Here is a 14,973-nt window from a genome sequence, read left to right as displayed (position 1 = left end):
TCATTGCTCCTGGTGAGTGCCCAGCAGCGCTACGAAGCGCTGGCTGGAAACGAAGGGAATCGGGATGATCATGTAGGCGAAACGGTCTGCAGTGACGTCCTCATAGATTGCAGTAACAATCGCATACTGCTCGACACTGCCTGCTTTTGGGGTGTATACACCGTTCACGAATGTGCCATCGCCTTTGTACAGGTGCCAATGCGTTTCATCAGCAGGCACTTCTTGCTTGGGATCTCTGATGGTAGTTCTGTAAAACGTAAGTTTTACACCCTCGCCAACCGCACTCGCTTCCAGCCAATAAGCACCACCTTGGCTCACAATCACCAGTACATCGATAGTGCGCTTTCCGCCCGTTGCACTTGAAACTTCCACTTCGGCGAGCCGCGACGCGTAGAAGTTAAAAGGGTCACTCGGATCAGGCGTGGGCAACCTCGCGGCGGCTGTAAACTTCTAGCCATCCTGCATCGTCGGGTCTTTATCCGGATCCGGCGCAATCGAGCCCAGGATCTCGTCCTTGATGGCCCAGGTCAGCGCCGCGCCATCCACTTCGCCCGCTACCAGGGAGTGCGTGCCGCCCAGCGCGACCACCACTACCGAGGGATAGACCGAAACACTGCTTTCAACCAGGCTGACCATGGCTTTGCTGACCTTGTCGCCGCGCTTGGCAGTGACGACTACACGGCGGAAACCCGATTCGCGCAACGACTCGGCGCTGGGTGCCTTGTACAATCCGGTGAAGGGATCAATGGTGCCCGGTAAGCCCCCATCGCCATCAACGTTGGCGACAGTCCAGCTGGTATCACCCAACAATGAAGCCTTGAACTGCAGAGTACCGCCGCCGGCAACGACAACTTCGACCGGCTCAATAACCAGATCGGTACGCTCTGGTGACAAATGACCAAGCACCGTCAGGTCACCCGGCAGATTGAGAGTGTCGGGTGTGACAACATTATCGCCCCTGAACAACAGATTATTCAGCCGGAACGCATCCAGGGTAGCACCAAGCGTTCTAAGTGGAGCCACGACTTTATCCACCGGCCCCTTCAACCAATCGCTCCAAACTCTCAGGTGAGTCCGAACCCACTCCCGCCCATTCTCATCTTCTATATTAGTTTCGGAAATCTCCCAGTTACTGTAAGCAACTTCCTTCTCGAAAACCAACTTAATTATTGGCTTATCATTTTCCATTTCAACCACGAAACGGAAATCCAGCTCAATACGTACTTCAATCTTGATGATGGCATACCTGTGATACCACGGATCGTCAACGCTATTAGCTTTTTGTGAAAAGGTGGACCTAACGAAAAGCGGGTCCGGCTTAAATTCAAACTTCAACACATCATTGGCAACATAAAAGCGCATGGGCTTGTCACCATTATACTTAAACTCAAATTGCGGCAAATCATATCGACGCATCGGATAATCAATATAAATTTCAGCCCCAATTTCACCCGCCGTTGCCACCAGTTGCCGATGACGTGAACCCGGGATCTCGCGGTCTGCGAAGCGCGCATCCTTCACCCAATCCACATCACTGATTGCAGGCAAAATCACCTTATTCCAAATAAGGTTTTGAGCCAGGATCAAATTGCTGGAAAAGTTTTCACTTGAGGCCGGCAACATGTACAGCATGTCTGCATCATCAGCCGGGTAGGTACCGTTCGGGCTATCTTTCATGGCAACGAACAGCACCACAGCCCCGTCGCCGTAGCTCTGTGCACCGCGCACTTGGGCACCTGGCGCCGCATGAGTACGTATACCGAAACGCTCTGGATGCATCACGGCATCTTCGGTATCTCTCAGTTCACTGAGTTTCAACCGTGTCAACTCGGGGCCCCATTTACCCATCAGCTGGCCCAGGTGAGCGCCGAGTTTCAGCCGCTCAAACTCGGTCTCCACGCCGGTAAAACGATACACGATGTCAGGTTGGCCATCGCCGTTCTCGTCCATGAACAGTTCCAACACCACCGCGCCGTCTTCACCGACACTGCCCGCCGCCGTCGCCAGCTTTGAATCAAAAATCAATGAGGGCCCTACAACCGCATTGAGGGTGGACAACCGGGTAACCACCTTTACCGGCTTACCATCGTGAATGGATTCATTAAATTGCATTTGCTTACCGCCGACCATACGCATGGTCACGCTGGCCTTGGACAACGCGATGGATGCTGTTTCAAAGGACAGCCGCGGTTTATCCACAGTCAAGCCGAGCAAGGCGTGCTTGATCCCTTCAGCCACGTCAATTTCGGAATCCTCGAAAACGGGAAAGCTTTTGTCGGTGCCGAGCCTGTCGATGTACTCCTGCATCAGCAGGACATTGGTTTTGGACCGATCGAAAACCACCAGCGCATCCCATCCGAATGTCCAGGGTTTTTCACTCATCTTTCTAAGATATTCTTCGAGTGATAGTGCTTGAGGAAAGATGGCTTTATTCATATCCGTGCTCCTTGATACAGGCTTTGTGGGCTTGTTCATTTCGGTGTTATTGAGTTTTACGCGGTGTCAAACTTAAAGTGGGTAGCCGGTGCCAGCTGTCCCCCAGGTCGTAACTGACTTCGCCGATTACCGTGTACTGCTTGTTGTCGGTCATCTGCCCGTACACAGTCCTAGACAACCACTGCTCGACCCTTGCGCTTGTGAATTCCGCGGGGGTGATAGCCACCTTGTTTCGCAGCACGCCGGTCGCCAGGTCATCGATACGAATGGTGAGCAACTGCCCTGGCGCGGCGAACGACCACAGCCCTGCGCCAGTGATCAACAGCAGTGCGCCATTGGGTGCCAATCTGGTGTTTTTGAGATCGCCGTTTGCGTCCGCTTGTGCGCAAGTCAGCGTAGGGTTCGGTGCCAGCGGAAGGATCCGCAGGTTGACAGGCGCCGACTCGGCGACCGGATCGCCCTGGTCGTCGACAATTCTGTAGAACACCGGGAAGCGCCTGCCTTCGACGTCCCCGGCTTCATGCATATTGGCCGCTACGACGCCAGGATTGACTTTGTAGCGCCGCCCCGCACCCAGCTCTGGCTCGATGACAACCTGCTGGCCACCTTTGGGGTAACCCGCCCAGTGAACTTCGATTCGCTCACCCGGGCGCAGATCAAAGTCCGGAACGTTCACATATGCGCCCTGAATGGCGTTGAGGGCGTTGAGCACCTGTTTGTCCGGGCCGTCTGTAGTAGCCCTGTCCACAACGGGGGCAACAAGGTTGCGCTGCGCCGCCACCGCCACAATCAAGGTTTCGGACGTCAAGGCCTGGCCGGCGCGGGCATATTGGTAGAACACCTTGTTGTCCCCGGTCCGCAATACCTCCGGGCCGATCCTGAACACCATTTCCGAGGCATCCAGGCTGCTGGCGTCCATGCGCGCGGTTCTCAACAAGGTGTCAGGGCTACCGGCTTCCTGCCACTGCACCATGACGAAATCGCCGGCCTGCATATCGGCATAGGCAGGCACGCGCACCGTAATGCCTCTGGGGTGCCTGCCTGGGTCAAGCGGGTCGCCTGTGTAGCCATCGACGCCTGGCAAGGGGAGCAGGTCCGTGGTGCTGGGGGCTGTTGTGATGTCGAACACTTGTACGGGTGACTCGAGGGGGCTACCGTCGAGCTCGACCTGGTAATGGATCTCGGCCCGGCCGTCGCGAATGGGCGTGAAGGTGGCTTTGCGCACAGGCCACAGCAATGGCAAGCCAAAATTTTGCTCGGTTACAACATGGAACTCGCTCGCCGCCGATTGCTCCACGCCATCTTTGTTGAAACGGCGGATCACCAGTTCGACGCGGTCGCCCAGCTGCATGGCCTGGTATGGCGGGGCCTGCAGCAACACACCTTCGGTTTCAAGCTCGGTCCAGTTGATCACCCGATCATGGGACTCGCGGCCTTGCGCTACAGCCAGCGTTTCCGGCTGCCCGGTGCGATCACGCAAACCCAGGTAGCAGAACAGACGCAGGGAGTCTGGGGTCGACTCGTTTCCGTCATTGATCTTGTAAGAGCAATAGGCCCAACCATCCTTGAAAGGCTCGACCATCGGGTTTCTGACTGCCAGATCAAGCCCGATAACAGGGTCGTAATCTATCGGGACTTCGGCCGCTGCACCCAGCTCATCGAAAGGCGTGCCATCTGCGCCCACGCCCCGCCAGATCAAAAAGACCTCCTCGCCATATTGCAGGTCAGGTTTTTTAATCAGCACTTGCAAGTCTTGACCTTGCAGGGCGTCAACGTCGATTTCGCCGTGTTGGTTTCTAAGTGGGATCTCGGGAAGCGGATCATGAATCAATGTATCCGATGCCTGCGCTTCGCTATGTCTGTTTCGGGGGGCCATTCGCCTGCTCCTGGTCGGGCGTTGATGGCAATAGTTCTACTGCGATTGCCAGCCACTGCCTACTGGTAGAAATAACAGGTCGCCGCCGCTTGCCAGCCACCCGGCGAGCGGCGGCGACCTGATAAATCTGCCAGGTGCGTACTTATTGGATTTGCACTTAAGCTGTTTCGACGCGGCAGGCATATTGCGCCCTGCGTTACTACAGATTTCAGAGGCCGGCTTATGAAAATCGCGACCCCCATGCCACACTTCCGCACCGCCCATTGCGGCCGTCATATTGCACTTGGCGTATTGATTGGCTGTCTTTTACCGCTGGGCGCACAGGCGACCCAAGACCCGGAAAGTGTACTGACGCTTTATCAGACAGTTGACAACAATACCGAGCTTAGTTGCTCAGCAGTTGTGCCTCGGGCAGGCAGCGATACCACATTCAGGTTCTATCCCAAGGAGGCCGAAGACTGCAAAGGTGAAGAGGGTAAAATCTTCCAACCTCACTCAATACGCGTCCGCAATGCCCCGGCGGCGACCACCTTTCTGCTATCCGACAAAAAGGCCACTCAACAAAATTGCAGTAAGGAGAGCGACAGTAACTGGATTGAACTGGAAACCACTCGCCCTCGCTCGTCGCTGGAAAAACTCGGCCTGGACAAAATAACCGATTATCGCGGTTACATTACCAACCTCGGTAGCGACTCGAATGCACGGAGCATTGGGTTCAAAGTGGTCGATTTCAAAGGGGTCATTGCTCAAGGCAGCCTTAGCTGCATAGAGATCAAAACTTCGGCCGGCGCCACCCCCGGGAGCAAGTGATATGTCCAGTGTCATTCACTCCAACGCTGCCAACTTTCAAAGTTTCCTGCAGAACGGCGTTGACCCGCGTACGGGGCAATACACGTTGGCAATCGCATTGCCAGCATTGGCCGGCAATGATCTCATCGGGCCGCAACTGCCGTTGCGCCTGGCCTTCAACCCATTGAACGATCAGGATTCCGGTTTCGGCAAGGGCTGGGAACTGTCCCTCACCCAGTATGTGCCTGGCACGCATATGCTGACACTGCACAGCGGGGAGACATTCAAGGTGACCGGCAGCGGCGCGCAGCCGGGTATTCGGGAAAAGAAACTGGATACGTTTCACTTCCACGATGACACCCTGGAAGGCAAGGATTGTTACCGCATTGTGCACAAGTCCGGCTTGGTGGAGGTGTTGACCAAGCAGGCAGGTACCTATCCGGTATACCTGCCTACCGAAGTCTATTCGCCATCCGGCCACAAGGTTGAGCTTGGCTACGGCCCCAGTACAGGCTACCTGGAAACCCTCAGTTATCGCGATGCTGACAGCCAGGCTCAGGAGTTGCTGAAACTCACCTACTCCACGGGTGGAGTGACCATCGACCTGCACCCCAATCCCGCTGAAGGCAAGCTGTACCACGCACGGTATACGCTGCAGATGCTCAACCGCGAGCTGAACAAAATCATCCTGCCCAGCGAAGAAGGGGCGAACTGGCGTATCGAATACGGCACAGAACGCAACCTGCTTTGCGTGAGAAAGGTGTGGACGCCCGCCGGTGCAGAAGAACACGTTGCCTACGAGGACGAAGGGCACGTACTGCCTACCAATGGCCAGCGCGCAGCCTTGCCCCGTGTCACCACCCACACCGTCTACCCGGGTGCCGGCCAGCCACCCCTCAAGACGACCTATACCTATAAACACTTCGACTCCGATAACCAACAATGGCTAGACCGCAACTTCGTTGGTTACAACAGCGGGATCACCTGGCAGGACAACGGTGAGGACAACCTCTACCGCGCCCAACCCCGCTATCAATACAGCGTGACCGCGCACTTCTGGGATGGCGATACCGAGGTCCGTACACGCACCCAGACCTACAATCGTCATCACTTGCTGGTGCGCCAGGCACTGGAACAAGATGGCCATGTCGAAGAAACCCTCACCCAGTACCACGAACAGCCAGATACCCCCTTTGATGAGCAACCGCCGTACTTCCAGCTGCCGCATGTCATCACCAAACGCTGGACACTGCGCAGTGACCCCTTCAAACAGCGTGTCGAGCAAGTCACCACCCTGTACGACGATGCGGGCAATCTGATCGAGGAAGTGCAACCTACCGGCATACGTACCCGCTATGCGTATTACCACGAGCAGGGCGAGACGGGTGAGGACGGTACTTGCCCGCCTGACCCGGAAAACTTCAGGCGCAACCTCAAGTGCTCAACCGTTTACCCCGTAGACCTGCAAGGCGATGCGCCGGTCATGCGCACGCGCCTGAGCTACAAAGCCTGTCTGCCGCTGGCCGGCGTAACGAACCCGTGGCTGGCGGTAAGTGAAGAAAGGCAGTTGCAGGTTATCGATGCCGACCATGCCAATGAATCGGAACAGCTGCTGCAATTGGTCGAGCGCGAGTACCTGAAAACACCTGACGATGCCTACCTGCACGGCCGGCCCGACCACCAGGCCACAACGCGCTACGGCAATGATCTGGCGAACCCTCTGCGCAAAGCCATCGAAAGCCGCACCACCCGCACCCGCTGGCGCTACCGGAAGGTACGGGATGACAAATGGGGGCTGGAGCATTGGCGCGACACCACCGTGTCTGGCTTCGATCTGGAACAGATGAGCACCAGCGAGGCCGCATCGGCGCTTGACGGGCAGCAGACCTATCGCCAGGACGGCACGGGCAATGCCGTGCGTATCACCTACGACGTTCTTGGCCGGGTAACCGAAGAAACGGTTGCACCGGGCACGCCTGACGAAACCCGCACTGTGCATGGCTACAACCTGGTCGCCGCTACGGGTGAAAAGGCGACGCAGTGGGTAACCGAAAGTACCGGCGTGATGTCGATCGTGACCCTGGATGGCTGCAACCGGCCGGTGCAGGAAGAGCGGGAAACCGCGGCGCTTGCAGGGCGTGCACAGGCGCGCTCGAAGAGACTGGTCAGTGAAAGCCGGTACGACGGGCTGGGTCAGCTGCGGGGCCTGACCCTATACGATTACTACCAGACCAGCGCCCAAGCTGCGGAAAAGGTCATCGAACTGGCCTCAAGCTTCGATTACGACGCCTGGGGCGAGCTGTGCAAAACCACCCAGGCAGATGGCGTCACCCTGCACCGCGAGCGAACCCCCTTCGGGGCGGACGGTGACCAGGTCACCGAGTGGATGGAAACCCCGGATCGGCCTGGCGAGCGGCAGCAGCACTCCGTCACCGAAACCAACAACTTCGGCAAGCCGGCCCGGCGCTTCAGGGTTGGTACCGATGGCCAGATACTGGGACGTCGGGTCCTTGATTATGACGGCCTTGGCCACTGCACGGACGAAGCGCGCTACATCGAGAAGCCCAACAGTACTTCCCGTACCTCGCGCCGCACCTCACGCTACCAATTCGACCCACAGGGGCGGATCACCCAGACCGAGCAGCCAGACAAATCGGCTGTGCTGCGTGACTTTGCCCTGCACAGCGGCGGTGAGCTGACCGAACGACTGCAGATCCGGCCACGCAACAGCAGCAACGATCAGGTTGTGTGTGACCGCGATTTCGACGGCGTCTCTCGTCTCAAGTCATTGAAGATGGGCGCCAGGCTTGAAGCGTACACCTACGTCGAGAACACCTTACTGCCGCACACCCGTACAACAGCCAGCAATCGCACCTTTACCTATGCTTACCAGGCAAGCCTGTCAGCACAGCCCAAGAGCATCAGCATCGCCACGTCGGTCAATGCGGATGCCCCTCACCAAGCCACCTTTGACTACCATCCGCTGACGGCGGCAATCAACGATGCCACCAATACGCAGGGTACCCGCAGCTACCTCTACACCGACCAAGGCTATCTGGAACAGGCGGTATGGGACGACAGCATCACCGGCGAGCACTACAGCTGCGACTACAGCCACTCCCTGCAAGGCCTGCCATTGCGCTTCACCACCAGCGACGGCGAAAGCGTTTCGCATACCTATGACACGCTGGGCAGGCTGGAAACGACAAGCCAGGGCGACTTGCTGGCGACCTTCGGTTATGACTCGGCAGGGCGACTGCACAGCACCCAGACCGAGGACGCTGCCAATCAGCAGCAGTTAGTGTGCAAGCAGTACTACGATGACCTGGGCAGGCAAACATCACGCACCCAGACCCTGACGCGTACCGACGGCACCACGCTTACCCATGCGCTGGAACTGGCTTGGCGTTCGGACGACCAGCTGTATAGCCGCACCCTGAGCCGAGACGGCAGCGAAGTATTGCATGAGGGCTTCGACTACGACGTGCTGGACCGCCTGGAGCATCACCGCTTCGAAGGTTCCGAGCTGCCATGCAATGCCCAGGGCCGGCCAATCGTCAGCCAGTTCTTCATCTACGACGAGCTGAACAACCTGACCGAGTGTTTCACCGACTTCGCCGACGGCAGCATGGACGTGGCCACCTACAGCTACGAAGGCTTCCTGCTGCGCGAGGCCACCCATACGTTGCAGCCGGATTACCCCGCCAGACAAGCCTTCAGCCATGACGACGACGGCAATCTGCTGAACGATGAACAGGGCAATCGCTTGCACTATGACGCTACCGGGCGCCTGGTGGAGGTACGCAGTGCCGATGACTCGCAGTTATTGCACAGCTACCGTTACGACGGCCACGGCGATCTGGTCGGTTCGACGCAAGGCAACGCCAGTGAAGTGCAGCGCCGCTATCAGGGCTATCGCCTGAGCAGCACCATGGAAAACGGGTTGCTGACCCAGTACCTGTACGCCGCAGACCAGCCGGCGGGGCTGCAGCAATCGGGTACTGCCAGCGGCACCCGGCTGCTGCTGACCGACCATGTCGGCAGCGTGATCGGCGAAAGCGATGGCAGCGCGCTCAAGCAGGCCAATTACAATGCTTACGGCGAAACCCTCGCCGACAGCAACCTGCAAGGTTTGCTCGGCTTCAATGGCGAAGCCCGCGAGCGAGCCCTTGGCTGGTACCTGCTGGGGCGTGGCTACCGCGCCTACAACCCTGTACTGATGCGCTTCCACAGCCCGGACGAACTGTACCCGGAAGCTGCAGGCATCAACCCATACAGCTATTGCGGCGGCAACCCGGTGAACTGGCGTGACCCAAGCGGGCACGTTGGTGAACGGTACAGCATGGAACTGCCTTACATTCCGCCTACACCCGCGCCCAAGCCGAAGAGTGATTGGCGATCCTGGCTGGGCGTGGTCCTGGGTGCAGTATTTGTGGTGGTCAGCCTGATATTTATGCCACCCGTAGGCTTTACCCTTGCATTCGCCGCCGGTGCCACCAGCTTTGGCCTGGACATTGCCTCCACGGCCGCGTCAGCCGTTGCAGCGGCAAACGGTGATGAGAAAGCCAATAACTGGGCATTCTGGCTGGGCATCGCCAGTGCAGTGAGTACCTTGGGGATCATGGCCATGAGCCGCTTCATGACGGTTAAAACAGTGACCAGTGAAGTGGCAACTCGCAGTGTTGCAACACAAACGGACGATGTGATTGGCGCTGTTTCAAAAGGCGTTGATCTAACTCAGCCGCCCTCCATCTTCGGCCCAACTTCCAATTTACCGAGCCGTCGATTCAACAACTACGTCCGCAAGTTCACAACCGGCAACGGGAAGACAAAGTTTTCTGAACTGGACAGCCTGGATTCGATTCCATTGAGAGGCGATAGAGAAAACATAAGAAACCCTATATTCAAACCCGACAAAAACGCTCCAGCTGTAATCTTTAACAATGATACCGTTATCACTGAAACTTCAATAGTAACAGTTACGCCCCCTTCACCCTCGGCTGAATTTACGCCCGCAGCAGGGATTGCAGGGTGGGGTCGCAAAATAGTGAACGGCAAGGTGAGTTTTACCGAAGGTGTGTCCCATCCAGACTTCCGGCCACCTGGACTTTAACAGGGCAGAAACCGAAGGCGGTCCATGACGGACCGCCACATCCCGATTGCACGAAGTATCTTTGTAGGGTTTTCCATACTCGAATACGATTTTTCCTACATCGGAGTTCCTGTGCTAGGCGTATTGTCGCGTCAAATTTGCCGCTGACAAATCGATACCTCCAGAGATGGGCTAAAGCCCCACGCTCTTGTTTACAAGCGGCGCGTAAAAGGTGCCCATCCATGCAAAATGCTTACCTGCGCTGGCAATTATTGGCGAATATCCGCTCATCCCTTGAGTGGCGAGCAACCCGTTGCGGCCTATTGCTGTTAATTGCCGCGCCCGCCGCACTCGCCGATGAGCAACTGCTGCAATTCAACCCGAACTTCATGCGTGTTGCGCCCGGGCAGTCGACTGACGCAAGCGCCTCGGCGCTGCGCTCGCTGGCCGCGCAAACATCCTTGGCCCCGGGGCGTTATCAGGTCGAAGTGCTGGTCAACCTAGCTGCGGCGGGCCGCCGTGAAATCGATTTTCGTGAACGCACCGACGGTAAAGGGTTGGAGCCTTGCTTGACCGCTGCGCTGCTGCGCGAGCTTGGCCTGCGCGAAGAGGCACTGGACACGCCACTGCCCAGCGAAGACCAATGCGTCAACCTGCCCGACCTGATACCCCATGCCGCCTTCGAACTGGACCCGGGCAAGTTGCAACTGGCGCTGTCGATTCCACAGATCGCCCTGCGCCGTGATGTTGCCGGCAGCGTCGCGCCAGAGCGCTGGGATGCTGGCATCACCGCCGCCTTCGTCAACTACCAGGCCTCGGCGCAACATTACAGCGGCAATGCCGGCCCTACGCGCAGCAGCCAGGACCTGTACCTGAACAGCGGGCTGAACATTGCCGGCTGGCGCCTGCGCAGCAGCCAGAGCTGGCGCGACGACGGCCAGCAGGAACGCAGCTGGACCCACATCAATACCTACGCCCAACATGACCTGCCAGGCAAATGGGGCACTGCAACCGTGGGCGAAACCTTCACCAATGGCGACGTGTTTCGCAGCGTGCCCTTCAAAGGCGTCCAGCTGGCAACCGATATGGACATGCTACCCGATGTGATGCAGAGCTATGCCCCGGTGATCCGTGGCGTAGCGCAAACCCGCGCCAAACTCGAGGTGCTGCAGAACGGCTATCCGATCTACTCGACCTACGTGGCTCCAGGCCCCTATGAAATCAACGACCTGGGCATCGGCGGCAGCAGCGGTGACCTGGAAATCGTCCTGACCGAGGCGGACGGCCAGGTGCGCCGGTTCATCCAGCCCTATTCCACACTGAGCAACCTGTTGCGTGACGGGGTATGGCGCTACAACATCGCCGCTGGCCGCTACGACGGCGCCGATGACCTGGACGACCCGGCCCTGTGGCAAGCCACCCTGGCGCGCGGCGGCGCCTGGAGCACTACCCTGTACGGTGGTTTGCTGGGCAGCGAGTACTACAATGCCGCCACCCTGGGGGCCGCGAAGGATTTCGGCGAACTTGGCGCGGTGTCGCTCGATGCAACCCAAGCCCGCACAGACTTGGGCGAACAGGGCCAGGTGCAAGGGCAAAGTTATTCCGTGCGTTACGGTAAATCGTTCCAGACCGGGACCAGCCTGCGCTTTGCCGGCTACCGCTACTCCACCGAAGGCTACCGCGAGTTCGAGGAGGCCGTGCAGCAGCGCAATGCTTCGAGCAGCTACCGGGGCAACCGCCGCAGCCGCCTGGAAAGCTCGGTCTACCAGAACTTCGGCAGCAGCTCGCTGAGCCTGACCTTTTCCCAGGATGATTACTGGAACACCAGCCTGCAGCGGCGCCAGTACCAGTTTCAGTTCAATACGCAATATCGCCGCGTCAGCATCAACCTGTATGCCTCGCAGTCGCTGGACAACGACGGGCGCAACGACCGGATCATCGGCCTGGGCGTCACCGTTCCGCTGGACCTGGGCGCATCCAGCACTGCCAGCTTCGACGTACAGGAAAATAACGGCCACTTCAGTGAACGTGCCAGCCTCAATGGCGGCTCGCAGGACAACCGGTTGAGCTACCAGGCATCGCTGGCCAACGATGAACAACAGCGCACCTCGGCGGCCATTTCGGCAGGCTACCAGACATCGAAGGTAAACCTCGGCGGCGGCTACACCGAGGGTAGCAACTACCGCAACGTATCAGTCAACGCCAGCGGGGCTCTGCTTGCCCACGCTGGCGGCATCGTGCTCGGCTCTTACCTCGGCGACACCAATGCGCTGGTTCACGTACCCGATGTTGCCGGGGTGGGTGTGGACAACGCGCCAGGCGCAAAAACCAGTGACGGTGGTTACTTGCTGGCCCCGCACATGCGCCCCTACCGGATAAACCAGGTTGCGCTGCAGACCGACGAACTGGGGCCGGACGTGGAGATAGAAAACGGCACCACCCAAGTGGTGCCGCGCCGGGGCGCAGTGGTCATGGCCAAGTTCAAGGCGCGCCATGTGAGCCGCCTGATCCTGACCCTGCAACACCCCGACGGCAGCCCTTTGCCCTTCGGCACCCGGGTTAGCACCGAGCAAGGCGAACACCTGGCGATCGTCGGCCAGGCCGGGCAGGCGCTGGTGGCGACCGACGCACATCCACAGACATTGCTGGCCACCTGGGGCGAGCAGGCTCAGCAACAGTGCCAACTGCCGATCGACCCTTCAACCATGCAGGAAGACCAGGGTTATCGCATGCAGACCCTGCGCTGCACAACGCCATGACAGGAAACACAGAATGCCTCGCAAATTTTCCATGAACCTGAGCATCGCTACCCTCCTGGGCATGCTGTCGGTGACCGGCGCCGTGCAGGCCGCCGACGAGTGCAGGTGGGAATCGACCCCCGGGCCGATGCTGTTCAACCACAACCTCCCTGCCGCAGCATGGGTGGCCAGGGATGCCCCTGTCGGTAGCAAGATCGCCTCATGGGGCCCACAGATCATGACGGGGACCGATGGTGCCCGGCTGATCTGCGACAGCGACGGCCTCAGGACGTTGACCGCCAACGTCACCACGCCATTGCCCCTGGCCCCTGGCACATTCCTGCAAGTCGACGGCCATAATGTGGACGGCAAGGTGTTGCAGACCAGCATCCCCGGTGTGGGCCTGTATGTGGAGTTTGGCAGTTTTCTGAACGGCACGGCGAACAACCACTTCAAAGCGGTCGATGGCATCGGCGCCCTACCCTTCCTGGCCGAACATACCGAGAGGATGACCCCCAATAACCTGACCACGAACATCCAGCGCCTCAAGTACATTGCGCTGATCAAGACCGGCACCATTCCCCCGGGGCCGCAATCATTCAGCCAGGAAGTCGCCAGGGCAACCATGAGTGACGTGGGCGACGCACTTCGGCTGGCCATCAATGGCCAGGTCATGCAAGCCCAGTGCACGCTGAAGGCCGACGCGGTCAGTGCCAACCCGGTGCAACTGGGCAGGCATGACATCGCCGAGTTCACCGGGGAGCACACCACCACCAACCCGGTCGATTTCTTCATCACCCTCAGCGACTGCGAGGACGACCCGGCAGGCAGCGTTGCCCGTGCGTTCATGCGCCTGGACGGTGTGGACGGTTCGGTGCCGATCGATCGTGACCTCGGCCTTTTCAGCCTGACGACTGACTCATCTGCCAGCGGTATCGGCATTCAGGTGCTACGCAGTGACAACACACCCTTGAAACTGGAAGAGTTCCTCGACATGGCTGCTGTTACCCCAGGCACCATGCGCTTTGACCTGCGTGCACGTTATTACCAGACTGCACCTGTGGTCATCGCAGGGGAAGCCAAGGGGGCCTTGAACTTCACCATCGAGTACCGTTGAGCTGGCGGCCTGGGGACCCGCCCCGGGCCCGTTTTTGGCCGCACAACGACATAAACGCAAAAAGGGACCCGAAGGTCCCTTATTGCGTTACATGTTTGGAGCGGGAAACGAGACTCGAACTCGCGACCCCGACCTTGGCAAGGTCGTGCTCTACCAACTGAGCTATTCCCGCATTTTGAAGCTTTTACCGCAATCGGCGTGAAGCGCCATGAAGACCTTCACCACCACTGTACCGCATAGACGCCACAGTATTTAAACTGGAGCGGGAAACGAGACTCGAACTCGCGACCCCGACCTTGGCAAGGTCGTGCTCTACCAACTGAGCTATTCCCGCAAATGGCGTCCCCTAGGGGACTCGAACCCCTGTTACCGCCGTGAAAGGGCGGTGTCCTAGGCCACTAGACGAAGGGGACACACAACACTTTTCAGTGCACCAGACTTGAACCTCACGATTCACCCTGGATTTTCTTTTCCTGCCCCGCCGTTAAGCGTTGCCGGAGAAACTGGAGCGGGAAACGAGACTCGAACTCGCGACCCCGACCTTGGCAAGGTCGTGCTCTACCAACTGAGCTATTCCCGCAATATGGCGTCCCCTAGGGGACTCGAACCCCTGTTACCGCCGTGAAAGGGCGGTGTCCTAGGCCACTAGACGAAGGGGACACGCTGCTGGCATTACTGCCTGCTTTCACTCCCTGCCGCGTTTCGCTGTGTGCTTTACGCTGCAAGTGGCGCGCATTCTATGGATGGTTCGAAGGTGCGTCAACCCCTTTGTAGAAATTTATTTAAATCAATGACTTCCGGGTGGGTTGGGGTGCAGATGCGGGCCGGGGTGTCGATACAGAGAGCAGCATTCCTGTGGCGGCCTCTTCGCGGGCTTGCCCCCTCCCACAGGGTTATCGCTACCCTTCAGGCGTGTATTACACCC

7 protein-coding genes and 5 tRNA genes are annotated in these 14,973 nt (G+C 58.6%); 4 read left to right on the top strand and 8 right to left on the bottom strand.

Going from position 1 to position 14,973, the window contains the following annotated elements:
- From AK81_RS29945 to AK81_RS24750, 3 genes are all read right to left on the bottom strand, one after another.
- Positions 1–372 carry a hypothetical protein gene (locus tag AK81_RS29945; RefSeq protein WP_154100844.1) on the bottom strand — a complete coding sequence of 124 codons (372 nt, stop codon included), beginning with the start codon at positions 370–372 and terminating at the stop codon, positions 1–3.
- A 78-nt stretch (positions 373–450) separates the two neighbouring features.
- On the bottom strand, positions 451–2,436 hold the full coding sequence (locus AK81_RS24755; RefSeq protein WP_043203463.1) for a hypothetical protein: 1,986 nt from the start codon (positions 2,434–2,436) through the stop codon (positions 451–453).
- A gap of 46 nt (positions 2,437–2,482) precedes the next feature.
- Positions 2,483–4,312, bottom strand: a complete 1,830-nt coding sequence (locus AK81_RS24750; RefSeq protein WP_154100843.1) for a hypothetical protein — start codon at positions 4,310–4,312, stop codon at positions 2,483–2,485.
- 222 nt (positions 4,313–4,534) lie between these two features.
- On the opposite strand from AK81_RS24750, the gene AK81_RS24745 reads away from it, so the two are divergent.
- From AK81_RS24745 to AK81_RS24730, 4 genes are all read left to right on the top strand, one after another.
- On the top strand, positions 4,535–5,122 hold the full coding sequence (locus tag AK81_RS24745; protein ID WP_043203461.1) for a hypothetical protein: 588 nt from the start codon (positions 4,535–4,537) through the stop codon (positions 5,120–5,122).
- Position 5,123: 1 nt separating this feature from the next.
- Positions 5,124–10,214 carry an RHS repeat domain-containing protein gene (locus AK81_RS24740; RefSeq protein WP_050491943.1) on the top strand — a complete coding sequence of 1,697 codons (5,091 nt, stop codon included), beginning with the start codon at positions 5,124–5,126 and terminating at the stop codon, positions 10,212–10,214.
- Positions 10,215–10,435: 221 nt separating this feature from the next.
- Complete coding sequence (locus AK81_RS24735; RefSeq protein WP_275452978.1) at positions 10,436–12,952, top strand: fimbria/pilus outer membrane usher protein; 2,517 nt, start codon at positions 10,436–10,438, stop codon at positions 12,950–12,952.
- 13 nt (positions 12,953–12,965) lie between these two features.
- Entirely contained in the window at positions 12,966–14,048 is a 1,083-nt protein-coding gene (locus AK81_RS24730; RefSeq protein ID WP_043203460.1) for a fimbrial protein, read from the top strand.
- A 96-nt stretch (positions 14,049–14,144) separates the two neighbouring features.
- Here AK81_RS24730 and AK81_RS24725 read toward each other — a convergent pair.
- The 5 genes from AK81_RS24725 to AK81_RS24705 form a co-directional block, all read right to left on the bottom strand.
- Positions 14,145–14,220: transfer RNA gene (locus AK81_RS24725), tRNA-Gly, on the bottom strand.
- An 86-nt stretch (positions 14,221–14,306) separates the two neighbouring features.
- A tRNA-Gly gene (locus AK81_RS24720) sits at positions 14,307–14,382 on the bottom strand.
- A 3-nt stretch (positions 14,383–14,385) separates the two neighbouring features.
- Positions 14,386–14,461, bottom strand: a tRNA-Glu gene (locus AK81_RS24715).
- A 91-nt stretch (positions 14,462–14,552) separates the two neighbouring features.
- Positions 14,553–14,628 (bottom strand) — tRNA-Gly (locus AK81_RS24710).
- 4 nt (positions 14,629–14,632) lie between these two features.
- Positions 14,633–14,708 (bottom strand) — tRNA-Glu (locus AK81_RS24705).
- Positions 14,709–14,973: the final 265 nt, after the last annotated feature.

Source organism: Pseudomonas putida W15Oct28 (assembly GCF_000708715.2).
Classification (GTDB): Bacteria; Pseudomonadota; Gammaproteobacteria; order Pseudomonadales; family Pseudomonadaceae; genus Aquipseudomonas; species Aquipseudomonas putida_R.
Note: the sequence above shows the minus strand (reverse complement) of the source record. Positions and strands in the feature narration are given on the sequence as shown.

Coding starts and splice junctions, on each gene's coding strand:
- AK81_RS24755 (WP_043203463.1), bottom strand. CDS start 2,436: ATGAATAAAGCCATCTTTCCTCAAGCACTATCACTCGAAGAATATCTT.
- AK81_RS24745 (WP_043203461.1), top strand. CDS start 4,535: ATGAAAATCGCGACCCCCATGCCACACTTCCGCACCGCCCATTGCGGC.
- AK81_RS24730 (WP_043203460.1), top strand. CDS start 12,966: ATGCCTCGCAAATTTTCCATGAACCTGAGCATCGCTACCCTCCTGGGC.
- AK81_RS24735 (WP_275452978.1), top strand. CDS start 10,436: ATGCAAAATGCTTACCTGCGCTGGCAATTATTGGCGAATATCCGCTCA.
- AK81_RS24750 (WP_154100843.1), bottom strand. CDS start 4,312: ATGGCCCCCCGAAACAGACATAGCGAAGCGCAGGCATCGGATACATTG.
- AK81_RS24740 (WP_050491943.1), top strand. CDS start 5,124: ATGTCCAGTGTCATTCACTCCAACGCTGCCAACTTTCAAAGTTTCCTG.